This window comes from Sphingomonas sp. SORGH_AS_0879, assembly GCF_030819175.1.
Classification (GTDB): Bacteria; Pseudomonadota; Alphaproteobacteria; order Sphingomonadales; family Sphingomonadaceae; genus Sphingomonas.
In genome coordinates, this window is sequence record NZ_JAUTBJ010000002.1 from 1,895,410 (window position 1) to 1,917,866 (window position 22,457).

Below are 22,457 nucleotides of genomic sequence, written 5' to 3' on the forward strand. Positions count from 1 at the left end.
GTTCGGATAGGGATGGGGGATGCATTCCGGTTATGTGCCCCTCCGCATCTTTTCCTCCTTCACGATGCTCGACGGCGCGATCGACCCGAAGGCGATCGCGGCCCAGGCCAAGGCGAATGCCTTTCCTGCCGCCGGGCTGACCGATCGCAACGGCCTTTATGCCGCCATGGCCTTTTCGGACGCGGCGAAGAAGGCGGGGGTGCAGCCGATCATCGGCACGATGCTGGGCGTCTCGCGCCCGGATATGCCCGACAATGTCGCGCCCATGGTCGACTGGATCGCGCTCTATGCGCAGGACATGACCGGTTACGACAATCTGTGCGCGCTGGTGTCGGCGGCGCATCTGGAGCGGCCGATCGAACTGGCCGCCCATGTCGGTTTTGACGTGCTGGAGAAGTTCAGCGCCGGCCTGATCGCGTTGACGGCGGGGGGCGAGGGGGGCATCGCGCGGCTGTTCGCGGAAGGCCAACCCGACCGGGCGAAAGCCTATGCCGGCCGGTTGCAGGCCATTTATGGCGACCGGCTCTATATCGAACTGGTGCGGCGCGATGACGCGATCGAGATGGCGGCCGAGCAGGAGCTGATCGACCTGGCCTATGACCGCGACCTGCCGCTGGTCGCGACCAATCCCTGCTGCTTCGCCGATAGCGGTTTCCGCGATGCGCATGACGCGATGCTGTGCATCGCCAATTCGACCTATGTCGAAATGGACGACCGCCCCAAAAGTTCGCCCGAGGCGTGGCTCAAGCCCGCCGAGGTGATGAAGCAACTCTTCGCCGACCTGCCCGAAGCGATCGACAACACGCTGGTCGTCGCGCAACGCTGCGCCGTCATGGCCCCGTGGCGCAAGCCCATCCTTCCCAGCCTGGCGGGCGACCGGGAGGGCGAGGCCGAGATGCTTCGCCGCGACGCGACGGCGGGGCTTGAGGCGCGGCTCGATCGTATCGCCGAACTGGAGGGTGAGGGCGAACCCGGCTGGCGCGAAGCCTATCACGAACGGTTGAAGTTCGAGGTCGACATCATCATCCAGATGGGCTTCCCCGGCTACTTCCTGATCGTCGCCGACTTCATCAAATGGGCCAAGGACCATGACATCCCCGTCGGTCCAGGCCGTGGTTCGGGCGCGGGTTCGGTGGTCGCCTGGGCGCTGACCATCACCGATCTCGATCCGCTCAAGCTGGGCCTGCTGTTCGAACGCTTCCTGAACCCGGAACGTGTGTCGATGCCCGACTTCGACATCGACTTTTGCGAAACCCGGCGTGGCGAGGTCATCCGCTACGTTCAGGAGAAATATGGCCGCGATCAGGTCGCGCAGATCATCACCTTCGGTAAGCTGAAGGCCCGCGCCGTGCTCAAGGACACGGGCCGTGTGCTCCAGATGAGCTATGGCCAGGTCGATCGCCTCGCCAAGCTGGTGCCCAACCACCCGACCGACCCCTGGGACCTGAAGCGCGCGCTGAACGGCGTGCCGGAACTGGCGAAGGAGTATGCCAACGACAATCAGGTCCGCCGGTTGCTCGATCTCGCCACCAAGCTGGAGGGGTTGCCGCGCCACTCCTCGACCCACGCCGCAGGGGTCGTGATCGGCGACCGGCCGCTGGCGCAACTGGTGCCGCTCTACCGCGATCCGCGCTCGGACATGCCGGTGACGCAGTTCGACATGAAGTTCGTCGAGGGCGCGGGGCTGGTCAAGTTCGACTTCCTCGGCCTCAAGACCCTGTCGGTGCTGCAAAAGGCGGTGCAGTTGCTTGCCAAGCGCGGGGTCCAGGTCGATCTGGGTGCGCTGCCCTGGGATGACGAGGCGACATACGCCCTGCTTCAGAAGGGTGACACGGTCGGTGTGTTCCAGCTTGAATCGGAAGGCATGCGGCGCACCCTGTCCGCCGTCCGCCCGACCAATTTCGGCGACATCATCGCGCTCGTGTCGCTCTATCGACCCGGCCCGATGGACAATATTCCCAGCTTCGGCCGCCGCAAGCAGGGGACCGAGGAGATCATCTACCCGCATCCCCTGCTCGAACAGATCTTGTCCGAGACCTACGGCATCTTCGTCTATCAGGAACAGGTGATGCAGGCTGCCCAGATCCTGGCGGGCTATTCGCTGGGCGGCGCGGACCTGTTGCGTCGCGCGATGGGCAAGAAGGTGAAGGCGGAGATGGACGCGCAGCGCGCCATCTTCGTCAAGGGATGCCAGGAGGTGAACGGCATTCCCGCGCAAAAGGCCAACGAGCTGTTCGACTTGATCGACAAGTTCGCCGGCTATGGCTTCAACAAGAGTCACGCGGCCGCTTACGCGCTGCTCGCCTATCAGACCGCGTGGCTGAAGGCGCATCATCCGCACGAATTCTACGCCGCGTCGATGTGCTACGACATGGCGCTGACCGACAAGCTGGCGATCTTCGTCGATGACGCGCGGCGCATGGGGGTGGCGATGCTCCCCCCTTGCATCAACGCCAGCCAGGCCGAGTTCGATGTCGAGCCGCATGAGGATGGCCTGGCCGTCCGCTATGCGCTGGGCGCGCTCAAGTCGGTGGGCGAGGGCGCGATGGAGAAGCTGGTCGTCGAGCGTCAGGCGGGCGGCCCCTTCGCCTCGCTCGACGCGCTGGCCAAGCGGGTCGATCCACGCTTGATGAACAAGCGGCAGTTGGAGACGCTCGCCTCGGCGGGCGCGTTCGACGGGATCGAGCCCAACCGCGCGGGTGTCCATGCGGTCGCGGAAACCGTCCTCGCCATCGCCGCGCGGACGCATGAGGGACGGACCAGCGGGCAGGGCGGTCTGTTCGGTGAGACCGAAGTGGCGGGCGACGCCATCAAGCTGCCTTCGGGGGTGCGCTGGACCCTGTCGCAGCGGATGGAGCAGGAGAAGGAGGCGTTCGGCTTCTATTTCTCGGCGCATCCGGTGGACCGCCATGCGCATATCGCCAAGATGCACGGCGCACGGACCTATACCTCGCTGACCGAGCTTATCATTCCCGACGATGGGGCGCGGATCGGCGCGACCATGGCGGCCCTGGTCGAGGATGCGCGCTGGCGGACCTCGGCGCGGGGCAAGCGCTACATGATGGCGCAGCTATCGGATGCGACGGGCCAGTTCCTGGCGACCTGTTTCGACGACTCGGTCGCCGCCGATCTGGAAAAGGCGGCGAAGGAAGGCGACTGTGCCCTGATCACGGTCGAACTCGACCGTCGACCGGGAGAGGAAGCACCGCGCGTCAGCATCAAGCGGGTCCAGCCATTCGATGGCCTTGCCAGCACTGCCAAGTTCGTGGTCGAGGTGACGGTGACTGACAAGGTGGCGTTCAAGGCGCTCCACGCGATGCTCGACCCCTTGCGCAACGGACGCGGAGAGGTGCGGGCACGGATCAAGGGGCTGGATGGCGATACGCTGCTGACCCTGGGGCGCAACTTCCTGCTCGACGCCGAACTGGCCAGCCATATCGAGGACCTGCCCGGCGTGAAGGCCGTGGAGATGAAGTCGTCTGAGGCGCGACTGGCGTTGGTGGGGTAGCAGCCGGTCGTCGCCCCAGCGAAGGCTGGGGCCTTTGGCGAAGGTGTCGCTTACCTGCCAAAGATGCCAGCCTGCGCTGGCATGACGTTATGGAAGCCGGTCAGCCGCCGACTTCGCGACGATCCTGTTCTTCCTTGCCCGCGTCGCCGTGATTGCCGTAACCCCCGCCGGAGCTGTCGGCTTCATCCTCGTTGGGGATCTGGTCGGGCTGGGTGGGCTCGGGGTCGGTCGTCATCGTCTCTCTCCTTCGTGCCCTCAACGCATTGGCCGATAGGGACGATCCTCAGAATAGCTCGCCTTGCGGGCCTTTGGGCGGACGGAACCGGCCGGTGTCGAGCAATGGTCGGTCGCGGTTCAGTCCGTGCAACCGGCAGGCGCGGTGAAAGCGGACGCGGAGCAGCTCCGCCCAAGGGCCCTGGCCCTTCATGCGGGTGAAGAAACCCGGATCATCGTCCCGCCCGCCGCGCAAGGACTGGATGATCGCCATGACCTTGCCCGCCCGATCGGGGAAATGCGTGTCGAGCCAGGCGCGGAACAGCGGCGCGACCTCGTGCGGCAGGCGGACGGGGATGAAGAAGGCGTGCCGCGCGCCCGCCTCCGCCGCGCGGGCGACCAGATGCTCGATCTCGTGATCGGTGATCGCCGGGATGACCGGCGCGATCGAGACATAGGTCGGAATACCCGCCGCCGCCAATTTCGCTACCGCCGCCAGCCGCCGTTCGGGTGTCGGCGCGCGCGGCTCGACCGTGCGCGACAGGCGCGCATCAAGCGAGGTGACCGAGACACAGACGGTCGCCAGCCCCTTGGCCGCCATGGGGGCCAGAATGTCGAGGTCACGGACCACCCGGTCGGACTTGGTGGTGATCGCGACGGGGTGATCGGTTTCGGCCAGCACTTCCAATATCTGCCGCGTGATACGCCATTGCTGTTCGATCGGCTGATAAGGATCGGTATTGGTCCCCAACGCGATCGGCGCAACCGCATAGCCGGGCTTGGTAAGTTCGATGCGGAGCAGATCGGCCGCATCGGGCTTGGCGAACAGTCGGGTTTCGAAATCCAGCCCAGGCGAGAGATCGTGATAGGCATGGGTCGGCCGCGCGAAGCAATAGATGCAGCCATGCTCGCAGCCGCCATAGGCGTTGATCGACTGGCTGAACGGCACATCGGGTGAGGCGTTGCGGGTCAGGATCGTCCGCGGTTTGACCACCGTCACGCTCGTCCGCAGCTTGGGCGGCTCGCCATCGATCTGCGCGCGCTGGTCCAGCCAGTCGCCGTCCGCCTCATGCTCGGGCAGGTTGAAACGCCTGCTCGTCGCATTTCCGGTTGCGCCGCGCCCCGTCATTTTCGACATGGGAGCACCATCGTGACAGCGACCATGACGTTCAGGGAATCGCGCTTGACCATGCGGCCAGATTAGATCATCAATAAGAACGTATCAAGAACATTAGGGGGCGATCATGGCGCGGTTCGATTATCTGGAGCTTCCGGTTTCCGATCGGGCGGAGGCCAAGCGTTTCTATGCCGAGGCGTTCGGCTGGAGCTTCACCGATTTCGGGCCGGATTATGCCGCGACGATGAGCGGCGACACTGACCTCGGGCTCGACGCCGCCTCCGATAAGGTCGCAGCGCCGTTGCCGGTGATCCGCGTCGATGATCTGGAGGCGGTACAGGCCGCGGTCGAGCGCGCGGGTGGGGCGATCAGCGTGCCGATCTTCGCCTTTCCGGGCGGGCGGCGCTTTCATTTCCGCGACGTCGACGGCCATGAACTGGCGGCGATGCAGGTCGACTGATCAGCGCTCCAGCAGGCGCGGCATCAACTCGACGAAGTTGCAGGGGCGGTGGCGGCTGTCGAGCTGGTCGCGCAATATGCCGTTCCATGCGTCCTTCACCGCGCCGGTCGAGCCGGGGAGCGCAAAGATGTAGGTGCCGCGCGCGACACAGGCGCAGGCGCGCGACTGGATGGTCGAGGTGCCGATCGTCTGGAAGCTGAGCCAGCGGAAGAGTTCGCCGAAGCCGGGGATCATCTTGGTGGCGACTCGTTCGATGGCTTCCGGGGTCACGTCGCGCCCCGTCACCCCGGTGCCGCCGGTGGTCAGGATGCAGTCGACGCTCGCATCGTCGATCCAGCGATGGAGTTGCGCGACGATATGATCGGCATCGTCGCGCAGGATCGTCCGCTCGGCCAGGTCATGCCCCGCCTCGGTCAGCAACCCGACCAGCGTGTCGCCCGAGCGATCTTCCGCCAGCGAGCGAGTGTCGGAAACGGTCAGCACCGCGATGCGGACGGGGAGAAAGGGGCGGGGCGTGTCGATGGGCATGGCGGCTTTCGATACAGGTGGTCGCGCGTGAACGCTCGGGCGGGGATATTGGGAGCGGCTGGGCAGGTGGTGGAGTGTGCGCTTCGACTTCGCTCAGCGAGAACGGAGGTTGGGGATGGAGGCAACGCGGTCATTCCCCGTGCCGCACATCCCAAGTCCCGTTCAGCCTGAGCGAAGTCGAAGGCCAAGGGACGCCGCCCGCGATCCCGCTCAATTCGCCTGAGGGACCGCCGTGCTCGATTGCGGGTTGATCGTGGCGTTCAGGGCGATCGTCGTCTTCGAAGGCACGCTCGCCTGCGCGACATTGGGACGTTGCAGCCGGATCGCCGTCGCACCGGGAAGACCCGGAAAGCGCGGCCACAGGCCTTGCGCCAGCGCGGAGCGGCTGGGCGACTTGGCCTTGCCGGTCTGGCTTTCGTACATCCAATAGTTGCGCAGGACCATGGTGACGTATCCGCGCGTCTCCCAATAGGGAATGCTCTCGATATAGAGGAGCGGGTCGCCATTGTCGCGGACGATGCTGTTCCACTCGCCCACCGGCTTGGGCCCGGCGTTGTAGGCCGCGATCACCTTGGGCAGCAGGCCGCCGGTGATGCCGGTCATGTCGCGCAGCCGCTCCAGATGGCGCTGGCCGATATCCATGTTGGTCGACGGCTTGGTCAGCGCGCTGCGGTCGATCGACACGCCCCGCTCGCGGGCGAAGTCGGTCGCGGCAGCGGGCATGATCTGCATCAGGCCGTACGCCCCCGCCGGGCTGATCACCTTGTTGCGGAAACCGCTTTCCTGAAGCGTATGGGCATAGACCAACGCCTTTTCGACGCGCCAGCCGCTGTCGGGCGTCCAGCTCGGCGTCGGATAGCGCGCCTCGGCGGTCGCGGTGACGCCGGCCGGGCAATTATGTGCCAGCCACACCGTCGTCGCGGGCAGGTCGAGCGATTCGGCGAGGCGGACGAGGTTGCGGAACTCGGTTGGCTGACCGATCCGCGCCTGCTGGCGGATCACCTGATCGGCCAAGTCGGTCTCGCCGATCTCGACCAGCGCGGCGGCGACCAGGATGTTGGGGCGACGGTCGAGCGCGGCCCAGTCGGTCGCGACCAACTGCCCGCGCGGCTCCCGCTCGCCGCGCATCCCCAGCGCCTGACGCGCAAGCTGGCCATAGAAGCTTTCGCGGAATTGCGAGGCGGAGCGCAGTCGCCCCTCAATCCGGTCGGGACGGCCGCAAACCATGTCGGCGCGGGCGGCCCAATAGAGTGCGGCGGCGCGCAGGTCGACATCGGTGGCGCGCGCGGCGGTACCCTCGAACGCGGTCGCGGCGGTCTGGCAGTCATTCTGACGCCAGGCCGACAGAGCGACGGTCCAGCGACCCTGCACCGCCCATTCGCCATAGCCCTCGGCGGCCTTGGCGGCCAGCGTGCGGGCATTGTCATCGTCGCCCATCAGGAAATAGATCCAGGCGACCTTCTGCTGCCATTCGGTCAGTGCCTCGGGCGACAGGCCTTGCGTCGATTCGAGCAGCGCCTGTGCGGAGGGGCCGTCATCCGCCTTAACGAAGGGTTGCATCTTCACCGCCAGATCGGCGGCGATCATGTCGCTCTTCACGCTCTTGGCCCGGACGCGGCGGGGCGCGCCGTCCTGCCAGATCAGGTTATGCGCCTCCGGCAGCGGGGGCAGGTCATGCGCGCCGCGCGACCGGGCGAGGCGGGCAAGCTGCTCGGCCTGGGGCAGTTCGGGGGCTTCGTTGAGCAGCGCGACCAGCCGCTCGACATCGACCTTGGGCGAGCCCTTGGCGGTATAGAGTTCGGCGCGGGCGATCGCATGGAGCGGGCCGGGTTTGAGCGCGTCGAGTTCGAGCTGCGCGTCGGTCCAGCGGCTTTCGCGGATCGCGGTGAAGACGCGGGCATATCCCGCCTTCTGATCGGCATCGAGCAATGCAGGGATGCTGGGCGGCGCCTTGGCGGGGAGGGAAACCCGCGCGTCGCCACCGGCGGCGGGTTCGATCGGGGCGGCGGAGGCACTTTGGCCGGCGGCGATCATCGCCCCCATGGTCAGCATATACGTAACAAGCTGCCCCGGTTTCATCCTCGCATATCCCCCATCAGCATCTGCAAGTCCTTCCAGCTTTCCGCTTTGGCCATCGGCTTCTCGATGAGGAAGCGGGGATGGAAGCTGGCGATCGCCCTGCTTTTGCCGTTCTTATGATCAAGTTCATGCGAATGTCCGCGTGCGCTGGTGAGTTCGGTCCCGAGCACGGCACGGCTCGCCGCATTGCCTAGCAATAGCAGCCCGCGCGGGGCGACCAGGCCGACATGATGAAGCGCGATCTCGGCCAGCCGCGCCTCCAGCCCGGCGGGCGCGCGTCCGGCCAGCGGGCGGCGTGCGCAGACCGAGGCGATGTGGACCGTCTCCCGCGACTGGCCGATCGCGGCCAGCATCCGGTCGAACAAGCGGCCGGGCGCGCCGGACAGGATTTGTCCCGCGTCGCCGTCGTCGCGGTCGGGGCAATCGACCAGCACCATCAGCTTCGCGTCGACCGGCCCCGTCGCGGCGAGCGATATGCCGTCCCATGCGGTCTCCGGCGCGGCGTCCGACAGTCGCCACGCCAGGAACGCCTCCAGCGTATCGGGAAGGAGCGTGGGCTGTGCCGGGGCCAGCGCGACCACGCCGCCATGCATGGCGGGCGTCGCACTCGCCATGGTCGGCGCGGGGGGCGTGAAGGCCATGGGCCGCACCGGTTCGGCGGCCATCCAGTCGCGGGGTTCCTCCTCGACCAGCAGGTCGACGCCCGCGTCATGCCACCAATCGAGCACGCTGGCCGCCAATGCGGTGTCGAACGTTGGAAGAACCCCCATATGACTTGCTTCCATGCTGCAAGGTTGACGTGCGCGTCAATCTGTCGGATCGACGGTCGGGACAAGATGTTTCCCGTCCGCGCCCGGACGAACCCGCCATAGCGGGACCCTACGGCAGCGGCGCGGTCACAATGCGAGGATGCCATGAGCGAACGCGAATCGATGCCTTATGACGTGGTGATCGTCGGCGCTGGTCCGGCGGGCCTGTCGGCGGCGATCCGCCTGAAACAGCTCGCGGGCGAGCAGGGCGGCGAATTGTCGGTCTGCGTGCTGGAAAAGGGGTCCGAGGTCGGCGCGCATATCCTGTCGGGCGCGGTGATCGATCCGATCGCGCTCGACGAACTGCTGCCCGATTGGCGCGACGATGGCTGCCCGCTGGCCGAGGTGCCGGTGACGGAGAATCTCCACTGGATATTGAGCGCGGGCAAGCACCGCAACCTGCCCCATGCGCTCACCCCGCCCTTCATGCACAACAAGGGCACCTATACCGGGAGCCTGGGCAATCTGTGCCGCTGGCTGGCGGGCAAGGCCGAGGAACTCGGGGTGGAAATCTTCCCCGGTTTCGCCGCCGCCGAAATCCTGTTCCACGAGGATGGCCGGGTGAAGGGCGTCGCGACCGGCGACATGGGCGTAGGCCGCGATGGCACCCGCAAGCCCGACTATCAACCGGGCCTCGAACTCCACGCCAAATACACCTTCTTCGCCGAGGGCGTTCGCGGCCATCTGTCCAAGGAGATCATCCGCCAGTTCGACCTCGCCCGCGACAGCGATCCGCAGGTCTATGGCCTGGGCGTGAAGGAATTGTGGGACATCGACCCCGCCAAGCATGTGCCGGGCCGGGTGATCCATACCCAGGGCTGGCCGCTGGGCCATGACGCCAATGGCGGCGGTTTCATCTATCACCAGGCGGGCGGGCAGGTCGCGCTCGGCTTCGTGACGTGGTTGAACTATACCAACCCGTACATCTCGCCCTTTCAGGAGATGCAGAAGTGGAAGACCCATCCGGTCATCGCCGAACTGCTCAAGGGCGGCAAGCGCGTCTCCTACGGCGCGCGCGCGATCAATGACGGCGGGCTCCAGGCGATCCCGAAGCTGACCTTCCCAGGTGGCGTACTGGTCGGCTGTTCGGCGGGTTTCCTCAACGTGCCGCGGATCAAGGGTACGCACGGCGCGATGAAGTCGGCGATGCTGGCCGCCGAGGCGGCCTTCGCGGCGGTGCAGGCGGGTCGCGAAGGTGACGAACTGACCGATTACCCGCAGGCGTTCCGTGCGTCCTGGCTCTACAAGGAACTGTCGACCGTCCGCAACGTCGTGCCGCTGGTCAAGAAATATGGCGATACGCTGGGCTCCGGCCTGGCGGGCGTGACCATGTGGGCCGAGCATTTCGGGCTGAAGATGCCCTTCACCATGAAGCACAAGCCCGATCACGAAAGCCTGTGGCGCAAGGATCAGGTGAAGAAACCCGATTATCCCAAGCCCGACGGCGTGCTGACCTTCGACCGCCTGTCCTCGGTCTTCCTGTCGAACACCAATCACGAGGAGGATCAGCCGGTCCATCTGACGCTGAAGGACGCCAGCGTTCCGATCGCCCACAACCTGCCCTTGTTCGACGAACCCGCGCAACGCTACTGCCCGGCGGGCGTTTATGAGGTGGTGGGTGTCGAGGAGGGCGATCCGAAGTTCGTGATCAACGCCCAGAACTGCGTCCACTGCAAGACGTGCGACATCAAGGACCCGACCCAGAACATCAACTGGGTCGTGCCGGAAGGCGGCGGAGGACCCAATTATCCCAATATGTAAGCGTTCGTCCCTCGTCCGGGGTTCGGCTCTGGCCCTGATCGCGGCGATTGTCTCGACCCCGGCGGTCGCCGCGGTCAAGGCCGGTCCCGAACCACTCGCCGCCTATCTGTCCGCGCGGGTCGCGGCGGCGGAGGGGCGTTCGGCGGCGGCGGCGAGCGACTATGCGGTCGTGCTGACCAGTTGGCCCGACGATCCCGCCGTCGCGGTCCGGGCCTATCGCGAGGCGATGATCAGCGGCGACGAAGCGCTCGCCCTGCGCGCCGCCCGCGTGATGGAGGCCGAGAAGGTCGCGCCGATCGACGTGGCGCTGCTCGACCTGGCCATCGCGGCGCACAAAGGCGACCGAAGGGCGTATGATGGCGCGCTGACCCGGATCGATGGCGGTGCGCTGCGCATCCTGTCGCCGGTCCTGCGGGCATGGGGTGCATGGGACCGCAAACAGCCGGTCGAAGCGGCGCTGGTCAGCGCGGGCAAGGAGCCGGTCGCACGGCGGCTGGCCGAGGAACATCGCCTGTTGCTGGCGCTGGCGGGGCGGCGGATGGCCGATCCGTCGGCGCGCGTGCTGCTGGAGACGATGCGCGCCCCCGCCGACACGCGGATCGCAGCGGCGGAATTGATGGCGGGGCGCGGCGACGAAGCCAATGCCCATGGCCTGTTGACCGATCCGCTGGTGTCGTCGGAGCGCGGGAAGCTTGGCCGTAAGCCCGATCTGGGCTTCGGCGTATCGCGACTCTTCGCCCGCGTCGGGGCCGAGCTGGTGGGGGAGGGGCCACGCCCGCTGGTGATCGCGCTCGCCCGCACTGCCCTGATCGCCGACCCGGGCAACGACCGGGCCCGCCTGTTGATGGCGGAGGCACTCGCCAAGGACGAGGCCTGGGACGCCGCGATCGCCGCGCTGGAGGGCGTCGATCCCGACCGCGCCTTCGCCCACCGGGCGGCGGTGGTGCGGATCGGCCTGCTGGGAGAGGCGGGCCGCCCGGGCGAGGCGCTGATGCTGGCGAAGGGGCTGGCGACCGCGAAGACGGCGGGGGTCGATGACTGGCAGGTCTATGCCGACCAGTTGATCGCGGCCAAGCGCCCGGCGGATGCCGCCCCCTGGTATGAGCGCGTGACCCGCGTCGATCCGCCGCTGCCCTGGGCCGCCTGGCTGCAATATGGCGGCGCGCTGGATCAGGCGGGCCGCAAGGACGAGGCCGATGCCGCGCTCGCCCGTGCGGTGGCGCTGGGGCCAGAGGAACCGCTGGCGCTCAATTATCTGGGCTATGCGCGGATCGAGCGGGGAGAGGACGTGCCCGGATCGCTGGCGCTGCTCGAACGCGCAAGCAAGCTGGCGCCGGACGATGCCTCGGTCACCGACTCGCTCGGCTGGGGCTATCACAAGGCGGGGCAGACCGGGCGGGCGTTGCCCCTGGTCGAGCAGGCGGCGATGGCCGAACCCGCCAATAGCGAGATCGCCGATCATCTGGGCGATATCTATTGGGCGCTGGGGCGGCATTATGAGGCGCGCTATGCTTGGCGTGCGGCCGCGTTGACCGCCGACGATAGTGAGCAGGCGGCGCTGGCGGCGAAGCTGGCGCGTTGAGCGGTCTTGCCGCGCCGCGCCGGGCGACGCATGGGCTGGGTATGACCGTCATCGTCGAGACCGCCCCCGCCAAGATCAACCTGGCCCTTCACGTCCGCCGTCGCCGCGCCGATGGCTATCACGATCTGGAGACGCTGTTCGCCTTTTGCCGCGACGGCGACAGGGTGACGGTCGAACCGTCGGCGGCGACCAGCCTGACCCTGACGGGCCCCTTCGCCGCGGTGCTGGAGAGCGAGGCGAAGGAGGACAATCTGGTCACCCGCGCGGCGCGCCGTTTTGGCGAGCGCTTCGGCGTGACCGGGGGCCATGCCATCACGCTCGACAAGCATCTTCCCATAGCCTCCGGGATCGGCGGCGGTTCGGCGGATGCGGCGGCCACCCTGCGAGCACTGGCGCGGTTGCATGACGTTCCGCTGGACCATGCCGAGTTGTTCGCGCTGGCGGCCGGTCTGGGCGCGGACGTTCCCGCCTGTCTGCTCGGACGGACGGCGCGGGGCGAGGGGAAGGGCGATGCGCTTCGACCGCTGCCGCCGCTCGGCGACCGTCCGGTGCTGCTCGTCAATCCGGGCGTGGCGGTATCGACGGCGGCGGTGTTCGGGGGCTGGGACCGGGTCGATCGCGGGCCGCTGGGCGAGGGGGACGCGATGGCAGTCGCGGCCGAGGGACGCAACGATCTGGAGCCCCCGGCGCGCGCCATTGCGCCGCAGATCGATGCGGTGCTGGCGCTGCTGGAGGGCGCGGCGGGCGTGGACTTGGCGCGCATGTCGGGATCGGGGGCGACCTGCTTTGCGATTTTCCGTAATGCGGCGGCGCGCGACGCGGCGGCGCAGACGGCTTCGGCACAGGGCTGGTGGGTACTGCCGACATTTCTGCAGTAAGCTTTGTTCTTCTCTTGTTCCCTCGGAACAAAACACATACATAGCAGATGCGTTGAATGGACCACGCGCATGGTCTAGCGAGGGAAGCATCTGATGGCCGCCAATCTGAAAGTGATCGAAACAGGCATGGCAACCGCAAACGCAGACCGGCAAAAGGCGCTCGACGCCGCGCTCGCTCAGATCGACCGGGCATTCGGCAAGGGCTCGGCAATGAAGCTGGGGCAAAAGGAAGCGATGCAGGTCGAGGCGATCTCGACCGGTTCGCTGGGGCTCGACATCGCGCTCGGCGTCGGCGGCTTGCCGCGCGGCCGCGTGATCGAGGTCTATGGCCCCGAATCGTCGGGCAAGACGACGCTGGCGTTGCACGTCATCGCCGAGGCGCAGAAGATGGGCGGCACCGCCGCCTTCGTCGACGCCGAACACGCGCTCGACCCCGTCTATGCCAAGAAGCTGGGCGTCAATATCGACGAACTGATCGTGTCGCAGCCGGATACCGGCGAGCAGGCGCTGGAAATCACCGACACGCTGGTCCGCTCGAACGCGATCGACGTGCTGGTGGTCGACTCGGTCGCCGCGCTCGTGCCGCGCGCCGAGATCGAGGGCGAGATGGGCGACAGCCATGTCGGTCTCCAGGCCCGTCTGATGTCGCAGTCGCTTCGCAAGCTGACCGGCTCCATCAGCCGTTCGCGCTGCATGGTGATTTTCATCAACCAGCTTCGTATGAAGATCGGCGTGATGTACGGCAACCCGGAGACGACGACGGGCGGCAACGCCCTGAAATTCTATGCCTCGGTCCGGCTCGACATCCGTCGCACCGGCGCGATCAAGGATCGTGAGGAAGTGACCGGCAACGCCACCCGCGTGAAGGTGGTGAAGAACAAGGTCGCGCCGCCGTTCAAGCAGGTCGAATTCGACATCATGTATGGCGAGGGCATCTCGAAGATAGGCGAGATCCTGGACCTGGGCGTCAAGGCCGGGCTGGTCGAGAAGTCGGGGAGCTGGTTCTCCTACGACTCGGTGCGGATCGGGCAGGGGCGTGAGAATGCCAAGACCTATCTGCGCGACAATCCCGACATGGCCGACCGTCTGGAGCGCGCCATCCGTCAGCGGACCGAAAAGGTCGCCGAAGAGATGATGACCGGCCCCGACGCGGACGATATCTGAACGAGGGGAGCGGCCCGCCAGCGATGGTGGGCCGTTTCGCTTTTGGCGCATATGGGGTGGGGCGATGACCAGCGGACTGGATTGGCGTGGCCGGGTCGGCGATATCTGGGCGGCGGAATGGCGTCGCACCGATCGCAGCCTCGCCGATCTGTCACGCCACCTGAACGCTGCGATCGCAGCAGTCGCCCCGGAGCAGGGGCTCGCGCTCGATATCGGAAGCGGGGCGGGGGCGACCAGCCTGGCGCTTCATGCCGCGCGACCTGGGTTATGTGTGACGGGTGTCGATCTGTCGCCGGACCTGGTAACGGTCGCGCAAGGCCGGGCGGCGGACGAGGGCGGCGGGGCGGACGAGGCGCATCTGCGTTTTCGCTGCGACGATGCGATCCGACTGGCGGCGCGTGAGGGGCCGTTCGACCTCTTCGTCTCGCGCCACGGCGTGATGTTCTTCCCCGATTCGGTCGCGGCCTTTCGAGGGTTGCGACAGGCGGCGACCGATGACGCCGCGTTCGTCTTTTCCTGTTTCGATGAGCGCGGGCATAACGGCTTCGCGACCCTGGCCGATGCGGTGATCGGACACACGCCCCCCACGCCCGCCGGATATGAGCCCGGACCCTTCGCCTTCGCCGACAGCCATAGGGTGGCGGACTGGCTGGAGCAGGCGGGATGGGCGCCGGGTGCGGCGGCGCGCCTCTCCTTCGAATATGTTGTCGGAGCGGGGGAGGATCCGGTCGCCGATGCGATCGCCTTCCTGTCGCGCATCGGCCCCGCCGCTCGGGCGATCGCTGCGGCCACTCCCGATGAACGCGACCGGATCGTTAAGGCGTTGGGGCGGGCTCTGTCGGACTATCGAGTGGAGGACCGCGTCGTTCTGCCCGCCTCCGCCTGGATCTGGCGCGCCCATGCGCGGGGTGGTGCGGGATAGGCGTGTGGCGGTGGGGCTGGCGCATCGTCTGATCCTGTCCTGACGGATCGCCACGATGAGGCGCGCTGCGCACCGACGTTCCATCCTGCTTGGCCCCGAACGACATTCGGGCTGCGCCGCCTTCACTCCTCCCCTGCGAGAGGAGGGCGGGCGTGCGGAGCATGGTGGCGGGGTATCCCCCTATCGAAAGCGCGACGCCGCTGCGTCAGGCCTGACGGCCTGCCACTTCCCCTTTCAGGACTCCTCTGCAAAACTCCCTCAGCACCATTCCGGCAAAGGCCGGAAGCCAGTTGCTGGACGATTGGAAATGACTTTAATTGCTTCCCAACTGGACCCCGGCATCCGCCGGGGTGGTACATGGTATTGGGCGAGGTCCCGACTTTCGCAGGGGTTTCCTTCCAGGGGAGGAATGAGTGAATGTCGATTCGCGCCGGTCCCTCTCGAACGGGGTTCGCGCAGAGGCGCAGAGAACGCAGAGATGTTTCGATTGAGCGTCCCGTCAGAGGGGGGCAAGCTTGGCGCATGGATCGGATCATGACCGCCCGGTCCGTACGCATCCCGATCGCGGCGAGCGATGACTTGCCGAAGCCCGGATTGGGCCCCGCGAGACGATTGATGCGTTATCGCGCCCGCATCATGGGGAACAGGCATGACGATCATCGTCCATCATCTGGAAAACAGCCGCTCGCAGCGTATCCTCTGGATGCTGGAGGAACTGGGGCTGCCCTATGACGTGAAGCGCTATGAGCGCGACCCCAAGACGATGCTGGCCCCGCGCGAGTTGCGTGCCGTGCATCCGCTTGGCAAGTCGCCGGTGATCGAGGATGACGGCATGGTGATCGCCGAGACGGGGGCGATCATCGAATATCTGGTCGGCAAGGGCGATGGCCGCCTGGGACCGCCCGCGCATCGGGAAGCCATGCAGCGCTGGCGCTTCTGGCTGCATTATGCCGAGGGATCGCTGATGCCGCCGCTGTTCGTCCTGCTCGTGCTCAGCCGCATACCGGTGATGGGCAAGGCCGCGATCAAGCGCTTCCGGCCGATGATCGACCGTCATCTCGACTATATCGAAAGCGAATTGCAACGCGCGCCCTGGTTCGCGGGCGAGCAGATGACCGCCGCCGACATCATCATGAGCTTCCCGCTGGAGGCCGCTCGCGCCCGGGCCGGGCTGAACGAAAGCCGCCCGGCGACGATCGCGTGGCTGGAGCGGATCCATGCCCGCCCCGCCTATCAGGCCGCGCTCGCCAAGGGTGGGCCCTATGCCTATGCGTGAGGGCGGAGGCTGGGGTTCACCCCATGCCCTGCCCATCGCAACTTACGTAACGTCGCCCAACCGCAAAGGATGGTGACGATTCGGCGCACCATCCCCCGCGCGAACGCCCTCAATGCCCCCCGATCTGGCGAAAGCTGTCCGGTGCCGGTTCGGCGGGCGTGCCCGATGGCGCCCGCAGCGATTCGACATCCACCGGCTCGGGCGGATCGAGCGGGCCTTCCCATTTGGCGATGACCGCACTCGCCACCGCGTTGCCGATGACGTTGGTCGCCGAGCGGCCCATGTCGAGGAAGTGATCGACCGCCAGGATCAACAGCAGCCCCGCCTCGGGAATGTTGAACATCGGCATGGTCGCCGCGATCACCACCAGCGAGGCGCGCGGCACGCCCGCAATCCCCTTCGACGTGACCATCAGGACCAGCAGCATCGTGATCTGCTGTCCGATCGACAGGTCGATGCCGTAAGCCTGTGCGATGAACAGCGACGCGAAGGTCATGTACATCATCGAGCCGTCGAGGTTGAACGAATAGCCCAGCGGCAGCACGAAGCTGGCGATGCGCGGCGGCACGCCGAACCGGTCCAGCCCCTCCAGGATGCGGGGGTAGGCGGCTTCGGACGACGCGGTCGAAAAGGCCAGGATCAGCGGCGCGCGGATATGCGCGATCAGGTCGCGGATGCGCGGCCCGATGAACAGCGTCGCGATGCCGAGCAGCACGCACCACAGCAGCAGCAAGCCGAGATAGAAGCTGCCCATGAAGATGGCGAGCTTGCCGATCACCGACGGCCCCTGCTCGATCAGCGTCCCCCGCCACCGCCGCGAACACCGCGATCGGGGCGACGCGCATGACGTAGTCGGTGACCTGCAACATGACGGCGACCAGCGCATCGACCGCGCGGACCAGCGGCGCGGCGCGCTCGCCGACCGCCGTGATCGCAACGCCCAGGAAGAGCGAGCCGATGACGATCTGCAACACTTCGTTGGTCGCCATCGCCTCGATCAGCGAGGCGGGGACGAGGTGGGTGACGAATTTTTGAAGATCGAACCCGGCCTTCACCACGCCGCTATCGGCGGTGACGGCGGGCAGCGGCAGGTTCAGGCCGACGCCCGGCTGCAACAGGTTGACTAGGATCATGCCCAGGCTGAGCGAAACCAGGCTGGCCGAAATGAACCAGGCCAGCGAGCGGAAGCCGATCCGCCCCAGTGCCTTGGTATCGCCCATCTGCGCGATGCCGGATACCAGGGTCGCGAAGACCAGCGGCGCGATGATCATCTTGATCAGGCGCAGGAACAGGCCGGTGACGATCGCAAAATATTTGGCGATCGTCGTCAGTTGCGCGGTCGCCGCCGCGCTGCCGTCGTCGAGCGACAGGTTGATCGCAAGCCCGACGATCAGGCCCAAAACCAGCCCGATGAAGATGTACAAGGTCAGCCGCTTGGCCATGCATCCCCCAATATAAGTTCCACGCGCGAGCCAAGGGCATTGCGGCGCTCAGGTCAAGAATTCTATCGTCCGGCCATGCAGACCCTGTTGTCCCGCCGCGCGCTGATCGCGGCCGCCGCCCTGCCGCTTCTGATCCGTCCGGGGCTGTTGCGCGCCGCCGAGCCCGATCTGGCGGGATTGTCCGATATTACGGGCGGGGCGGTGCCGATCGGGCCGGAGGAGCGCGCGCGGCGGCTGGCGCGGGCGCAGCAACTGATGAAGGCGAACGGCATCGGCGCGGTGCTGATCGAGCCGGGATCGAGCCTGGTCTATTTCACCGGCGTCCGCTGGGGCCGGAGCGAGCGGCTGACCGCCGCGATCCTGCCGGTCGAGGGCGAGCCGTGCATCGTTACGCCGTTCTTCGAAGAACCCTCGGTCCGCGAGACGCTGGCCGTGCCCGCGGAGGTGCGGGTGTGGCAGGAGGACCAGAACCCGCTCGCCATCGTCGCGGGCTTCCTGCGTGATCGCAAGCTGGCGGGGCGTCCTGTGGGCATCGAGGAGACGGCACGCTTCTTCGCCTTCGATGGCTTGCAAAAGGCATTGCCGGATGCGCGGCTGGTGTCCGCCAATCCGATCGTGCGTGGGTGCCGGATGGTGAAGACCCCCGCCGAGATCGCATTGATGCAGGTGGCGACCGATGTGACCATGGCCGCCTATCGCTGGCTCCACCGCCGTGTCGAGGCGGGGATGACGGGCGCGGAGATCGGCGCGCTGATGAGCGCCGCGACCCGCAAACTGGGCGGCAACCCGGAATTCAGCATGGCGCTGATCGGTGAAGCCTCGGCCTATCCGCATGGCAGCAAGCAGGTGCACAAGGTCGCCGATGGCCAGGTCGTCCTGATGGACTGCGGCTGTACGGTCGAGGGTTACCAGTCCGACGTCTCGCGCAGTTGGGTGCATGGCACGGCCAGCGCGGAGCAGCGCAAGGTCTGGGACACGGTCGCACGCGGGCAGCAAGTGGCACGCGCGGCGGCGAGGATCGGCGCTCCGGCGGGCAGCATCGACGATGCGGTGCGGCGTTTCTACACCGCGCAAGGGTTCGGCCCCGACTATCGCCTGCCCGGCCTGTCGCACCGGACCGGCCACGGGATCGGCATGGACGGGCATGAGCCGGTCAATCTGGTGCACGGCGAGGCGACTCCGCTGGCCCCCGGCATGTGCTTTTCGAACGAGCCGGGGCTGTACCTGCCGGGCAAGTTCGGCATCCGGCTGGAGGATTGCTTCCATATGACCGAGAACGGGCCGGTCTGGTTTTCGCAGCCGCCAAGGTCGATCGAGGTGCCGATCGGGTGATCGACCAACTGGAAGATCAGGGCCATGCGCTCTGGCCGTCACGGCTGGACGAGCGCGAGCGCGCCGAACTGGCGGCGCTGTTTGCCGACTGGCCCGCCGGGCGTCCCGGACAGCGGATCGACCCGGCGCGTGCGGGTGCCCTGTCGGGCGTGCGCCGACTGATCGCGGACCGGGCTTCGGCCATGCGCCCCGTCCGTGCGCTGCTGTTCGACAAGACGGACGATGCCAATTGGGCGCTCGCCTGGCATCAGGATCGGACGATCGAGGTCGCGGAGCGGCGCGAGGTCGACGGCTTCGGCCCATGGACCGTCAAACAGGGCAGGGTGCATGTCGCGCCCCCGGTATCGCTGCTCGAGCGCATGATGACGGTGCGCTTTCACCTCGATCCGGTGGATGCCGACAATGCGCCCCTGCTGGTCGCGCCGGGGTCGCATCGACTGGGTCTGATCCCGGAAGCGTCGATCAATGACGTGGTTGAGCGGTGCGGCGAGGCGATGGACCTGGCGGAAGCGGGATCGGTCTGGCTGTACCGGACGCTGATCCTTCACGGCTCGGCCCGATCGAGGCCGGGGCGGCATCGCCGGGTGCTCCAGATCGACCTGTCGGCGGACGACTTGCCCGGCGGGTTGCGTTGGGCAAGCGATGCGGAAACTGCGGAAACTGCGGATGCGACGGAGCGCCCCGAACGCGCGGGCGCTTGAGCGCGCGTGAAACCTCGCCTAAGTCGCTTGGCCATGACCTCGACCAACGACATTCGCCGCGGCTTTCTCGACTATTTCGGAAGTGAAGGGCACCAGATCGTCCCTTCCGCGCCGCTCGTGCCGCAGAACGACCCGACGCTGATGTTCGTCAATGCGGGCATGGTGCCGTTCAAGAACGTGTTCACCGGGCTGGAATCGCGTCCCTACTCCACCGCCACCAGCTCGCAGAAATGCGTCCGCGCCGGGGGCAAGCATAACGATCTCGACAATGTCGGCTATACCGCGCGGCACCATACCTTCTTTGAAATGCTGGGCAATTTCTCGTTCGGCGACTATTTCAAGGAACAGGCGATCACCCATGCCTGGACCCTGCTGACCAAGGTCTGGAGCATTCCCGCCGAAAAGCTGACCGCCACCGTCTATCACACCGATGACGAGGCGTTCGACTTGTGGAAGAAGATCGCCGGGCTTCCCGAGCACAAGATCATCCGTATCCCGACCAAGGACAATTTCTGGGCGATGGGCGAGAACGGGCCGTGTGGTCCGTGCTCGGAAATCTTCTACGACCACGGCGACCATATCTATGGTGGCCCTCCCGGCAGCCCCGAGGAAGATGGTGACCGATTCGTCGAGATCTGGAACCTCGTCTTCATGCAGTTCGAGCAGGAAGCCAATGAGATCGTCGGCGAACTGCCCAGGAAGTCGATCGACACCGGCATGGGACTGGAGCGGATCGCCGCCGTGCTCCAGGGCGTGCATGACAATTACGATACGGACACCTTCAAGGCGCTGATCGCGGCGTCGTGCGAACTGACCCATACCAAGGCCGAGGACGGGCAGAAGGCGTCGCACCGCGTCATCGCCGACCATCTGCGTTCGGCCGGTTTCCTGGTCGCGGACGGGGTGCTGCCCGCCAATGAAGGGCGTGGTTATGTCCTCCGCCGGATCATGCGCCGGGCGATGCGTCATGCGCATCTGCTGGGCGCCAAGGAGCCGTTGATGCACCGGCTGGTCCCGGCGCTGGTCGCCGAGATGGGCGCGGCCTATCCCGAACTGGTCCGGGCGCAGCCGCTGATCGAAGCGACGCTGAAGCAGGAAGAGACCCGCTTCCGTCAGACGCTGGACAAGGGCCTCAAGCTGCTCGACGAAGCGACCGCGGGCATGGCCCCCGGCGCGACGCTGGCGGGTGAGACGGCGTTCAAGCTCTATGACACCTATGGCTTCCCCTATGACCTGACCGAGGATGCGCTGCGGGCGCAGAACCTGTCGGTCGACCGCGCCGGCTTCGACGCCGCCATGGCCGAGCAGAAGCGCGCCGCCCGCGCCGCCTGGAAGGGCTCGGGCGCGAAGGCGTCGGACGATGTCTGGTTCGACATCGCCGAAGAGACGGGCTCGACCGAGTTCCTCGGCTATGCCTCCGACACCGGTGAGGGCGAAGTGCTGGCGCTGGTCAAGGACGGCGCGCGGGTCGACAGCGCGGCGGCGGGTGAGAGCGTTGCGATCATCGTCAACCAGACGCCTTTCTATGGCGAGAGCGGCGGCCAGGTCGGCGATACCGGCACCATCTCCAGCGATGCCGGGCTGAAGGCGGTCGTCACCGACACGTCCAAGCAGCTGGGCCGCGTCTTCGTCCACAATGCCGAAATCCAGGAAGGCGGGATCAAGGTCGGCGACAGCGTGAAGCTGGCGATCGACACCACCCGCCGCGCCGCGATCCGCGCCAATCACTCGGCGACGCACCTGCTGCACGAGGCGCTTCGCCAGCGGCTGGGCACCCATGTCGCGCAGAAGGGCTCGATGGTCGCGCCCGAGCGGCTGCGCTTCGACTTCTCGCAGCCGGTCGGCATGACCGCCGACGACATTGCCGAGGTCGAGGCACGCGTGAACGAACAGGTGCGCGGCAACGGCCCGGTCGTCACCCGCCTGATGACCCCGGACGAAGCGATCGAAATGGGCGCGATGGCGCTGTTCGGCGAGAAGTACGGCGACGAGGTGCGCGTCGTGTCGATGGGCGAGGATGCCGACGGCACCTACAGCCTCGAACTCTGCGGCGGCACGCATGTCGGTGCGCTGGGCGAGATCGGCGTGTTCAAGATCGTGTCCGAAGGCGCGGTGTCGAGCGGTGTGCGCCGGGTCGAGGCGCTGACCGGCGAGGGGGCGCGCGCCTATCTCGGCCACCGCGACGATATGCTGAAGGCCGCCGCCGCGACGCTGAAGACCACGCCCGACGAGGTGCCCGCGCGCATCGCGGCTTTGGTCGAGGATCGCCGTCGCCTGGAGCGCGAACTCGCCGAGGCCAAGAAGGCGCTGGCGATGGGCGGCGGGGCCGGAGGAGCTGCCGCCGGACCCGAGCAGATCGGCGATGTCGCGTTCATCGGCCAGGTGCTCGACGGCTTCGAGGCCAAGGGACTGCGCGGCGCGGTGGACGATGCCAAGCAGCGTCTGGGCGGATCGGGAGTCGCGGTGATGGTCGCGGTGAATGACGGCCGCGCCTCGGTGGCGGTCGGCGTCACCGACGACCTGACGGCCAGGCACAATGCGGTCGAACTGCTGCGCAAGGCGGTGGCGGCGCTGGGCGGGCAGGGCGGCGGTGGCCGTCCCGACATGGCCCAGGGCGGCGGCCCGGACGGCACCAAGGGGGCTGAGGCGTTGCAGGCGGTTCGGGACGCTCTTGCAGGCTGAACC

Annotated in this window: 16 protein-coding genes and 1 pseudogene; 11 read left to right on the plus strand and 6 right to left on the minus strand. The window is 67.0% G+C overall.

Annotation, left to right across the window (positions count from 1 at the left end; translation table 11 throughout):
* Window positions 1-19: 19 nt before the first annotated feature.
* Entirely contained in the window at window positions 20-3,508 is a 3,489-nt protein-coding gene (dnaE, locus tag QE379_RS09740; RefSeq protein WP_306999965.1) for a DNA polymerase III subunit alpha, read from the plus strand.
* Window positions 3,509-3,608: 100 nt separating this feature from the next.
* Here dnaE and QE379_RS09745 read toward each other — a convergent pair whose 3' ends face one another.
* Complete coding sequence (locus QE379_RS09745; RefSeq protein WP_306999968.1) at window positions 3,609-3,743, minus strand: hypothetical protein; 135 nt, start codon at window positions 3,741-3,743, stop codon at window positions 3,609-3,611.
* Between the two features lie 48 nt (window positions 3,744-3,791).
* Complete coding sequence (locus tag QE379_RS09750) at window positions 3,792-4,859, minus strand: PA0069 family radical SAM protein (RefSeq protein WP_306999970.1); 1,068 nt, start codon at window positions 4,857-4,859, stop codon at window positions 3,792-3,794.
* Window positions 4,860-4,965: 106 nt separating this feature from the next.
* Here QE379_RS09750 and QE379_RS09755 point away from each other — a divergent pair, with 106 nt between their 5' ends.
* On the plus strand, window positions 4,966-5,298 hold the full coding sequence (locus tag QE379_RS09755; RefSeq protein WP_306999972.1) for a VOC family protein: 333 nt from the start codon (window positions 4,966-4,968) through the stop codon (window positions 5,296-5,298).
* Here QE379_RS09755 and moaB read toward each other — a convergent pair whose 3' ends face one another.
* The 3 genes from moaB to QE379_RS09770 form a co-directional block, all read right to left on the minus strand.
* Window positions 5,299-5,826 (minus strand): molybdenum cofactor biosynthesis protein B, encoded by a 528-nt coding sequence (gene moaB, locus QE379_RS09760; RefSeq protein ID WP_306999974.1) that lies wholly within the window; start codon window positions 5,824-5,826, stop codon window positions 5,299-5,301.
* A 210-nt stretch (window positions 5,827-6,036) separates the two neighbouring features.
* Window positions 6,037-7,869: a lytic transglycosylase domain-containing protein gene (locus QE379_RS09765; protein WP_307003160.1), complete on the minus strand. Its 1,833-nt coding sequence runs from the start codon at window positions 7,867-7,869 to the stop codon at window positions 6,037-6,039.
* A 32-nt stretch (window positions 7,870-7,901) separates the two neighbouring features.
* Complete coding sequence (locus QE379_RS09770) at window positions 7,902-8,675, minus strand: uracil-DNA glycosylase (protein ID WP_306999977.1); 774 nt, start codon at window positions 8,673-8,675, stop codon at window positions 7,902-7,904.
* A 144-nt stretch (window positions 8,676-8,819) separates the two neighbouring features.
* On the opposite strand from QE379_RS09770, the gene QE379_RS09775 reads away from it, so the two are divergent.
* From QE379_RS09775 to QE379_RS09800, 6 genes are all read left to right on the plus strand, one after another.
* Window positions 8,820-10,475 (plus strand): electron transfer flavoprotein-ubiquinone oxidoreductase, encoded by a 1,656-nt coding sequence (locus tag QE379_RS09775; protein ID WP_306999979.1) that lies wholly within the window; start codon window positions 8,820-8,822, stop codon window positions 10,473-10,475.
* A gap of 169 nt (window positions 10,476-10,644) precedes the next feature.
* The gene (locus QE379_RS09780; protein WP_306999981.1) at window positions 10,645-12,057 is read left to right on the plus strand and encodes a tetratricopeptide repeat protein; all 1,413 of its coding nucleotides are present in this window, start codon (window positions 10,645-10,647) and stop codon (window positions 12,055-12,057) included.
* Between the two features lie 41 nt (window positions 12,058-12,098).
* Complete coding sequence (locus tag QE379_RS09785) at window positions 12,099-12,935, plus strand: 4-(cytidine 5'-diphospho)-2-C-methyl-D-erythritol kinase (protein ID WP_307003161.1); 837 nt, start codon at window positions 12,099-12,101, stop codon at window positions 12,933-12,935.
* A gap of 93 nt (window positions 12,936-13,028) precedes the next feature.
* Window positions 13,029-14,099 (plus strand): recombinase RecA, encoded by a 1,071-nt coding sequence (gene recA / locus QE379_RS09790; RefSeq protein WP_306999983.1) that lies wholly within the window; start codon window positions 13,029-13,031, stop codon window positions 14,097-14,099.
* A 64-nt stretch (window positions 14,100-14,163) separates the two neighbouring features.
* Window positions 14,164-15,021 (plus strand): bifunctional 2-polyprenyl-6-hydroxyphenol methylase/3-demethylubiquinol 3-O-methyltransferase UbiG, encoded by an 858-nt coding sequence (locus QE379_RS09795; protein WP_306999985.1) that lies wholly within the window; start codon window positions 14,164-14,166, stop codon window positions 15,019-15,021.
* 649 nt (window positions 15,022-15,670) lie between these two features.
* Window positions 15,671-16,297, plus strand: a complete 627-nt coding sequence (locus tag QE379_RS09800; RefSeq protein ID WP_306999988.1) for a glutathione S-transferase family protein — start codon at window positions 15,671-15,673, stop codon at window positions 16,295-16,297.
* A 109-nt stretch (window positions 16,298-16,406) separates the two neighbouring features.
* On the opposite strand, the pseudogene QE379_RS09805 reads toward QE379_RS09800, so the two are convergent.
* A pseudogene (locus QE379_RS09805) lies at window positions 16,407-17,739 on the minus strand (dicarboxylate/amino acid:cation symporter).
* Between the two features lie 75 nt (window positions 17,740-17,814).
* On the opposite strand from QE379_RS09805, the gene QE379_RS09810 reads away from it, so the two are divergent.
* Genes QE379_RS09810 through alaS form a run of 3 tightly spaced genes read left to right on the plus strand, consistent with a single transcriptional unit; the run spans window position 17,815 to window position 22,454 of the window.
* Complete coding sequence (locus QE379_RS09810) at window positions 17,815-19,071, plus strand: Xaa-Pro peptidase family protein (protein WP_306999990.1); 1,257 nt, start codon at window positions 17,815-17,817, stop codon at window positions 19,069-19,071.
* Window positions 19,068-19,772, plus strand: coding sequence for a phytanoyl-CoA dioxygenase family protein (locus QE379_RS09815; protein ID WP_306999992.1), 705 nt, complete (start codon window positions 19,068-19,070; stop codon window positions 19,770-19,772). Before QE379_RS09810 ends, QE379_RS09815 begins: the two co-directional genes overlap by 4 nt.
* 33 nt (window positions 19,773-19,805) lie before the next feature.
* A complete protein-coding gene (gene alaS / locus QE379_RS09820; RefSeq protein ID WP_306999995.1) occupies window positions 19,806-22,454 on the plus strand; it encodes an alanine--tRNA ligase in 2,649 nt (882 codons plus the stop codon).
* Window positions 22,455-22,457: the final 3 nt, after the last annotated feature.

Bases quoted from the DNA above. Each gene is read 5' to 3' on its own strand.
- dnaE (WP_306999965.1), top strand. From the start codon at position 20: ATGCATTCCGGTTATGTGCCCCTCCGCATCTTTTCCTCCTTCACGATG.
- QE379_RS09745 (WP_306999968.1), bottom strand. From the start codon at position 3,743: ATGACGACCGACCCCGAGCCCACCCAGCCCGACCAGATCCCCAACGAG.
- QE379_RS09750 (WP_306999970.1), bottom strand. From the start codon at position 4,859: ATGTCGAAAATGACGGGGCGCGGCGCAACCGGAAATGCGACGAGCAGG.
- QE379_RS09755 (WP_306999972.1), top strand. From the start codon at position 4,966: ATGGCGCGGTTCGATTATCTGGAGCTTCCGGTTTCCGATCGGGCGGAG.
- moaB (WP_306999974.1), bottom strand. From the start codon at position 5,826: ATGCCCATCGACACGCCCCGCCCCTTTCTCCCCGTCCGCATCGCGGTG.
- QE379_RS09765 (WP_307003160.1), bottom strand. From the start codon at position 7,869: ATGGGGGCGATGATCGCCGCCGGCCAAAGTGCCTCCGCCGCCCCGATC.
- QE379_RS09770 (WP_306999977.1), bottom strand. From the start codon at position 8,675: ATGGGGGTTCTTCCAACGTTCGACACCGCATTGGCGGCCAGCGTGCTC.
- QE379_RS09775 (WP_306999979.1), top strand. From the start codon at position 8,820: ATGAGCGAACGCGAATCGATGCCTTATGACGTGGTGATCGTCGGCGCT.
- QE379_RS09785 (WP_307003161.1), top strand. From the start codon at position 12,099: ATGACCGTCATCGTCGAGACCGCCCCCGCCAAGATCAACCTGGCCCTT.
- recA (WP_306999983.1), top strand. From the start codon at position 13,029: ATGGCCGCCAATCTGAAAGTGATCGAAACAGGCATGGCAACCGCAAAC.
- QE379_RS09795 (WP_306999985.1), top strand. From the start codon at position 14,164: ATGACCAGCGGACTGGATTGGCGTGGCCGGGTCGGCGATATCTGGGCG.
- QE379_RS09800 (WP_306999988.1), top strand. From the start codon at position 15,671: ATGACGATCATCGTCCATCATCTGGAAAACAGCCGCTCGCAGCGTATC.
- QE379_RS09810 (WP_306999990.1), top strand. From the start codon at position 17,815: ATGCAGACCCTGTTGTCCCGCCGCGCGCTGATCGCGGCCGCCGCCCTG.
- alaS (WP_306999995.1), top strand. From the start codon at position 19,806: ATGACCTCGACCAACGACATTCGCCGCGGCTTTCTCGACTATTTCGGA.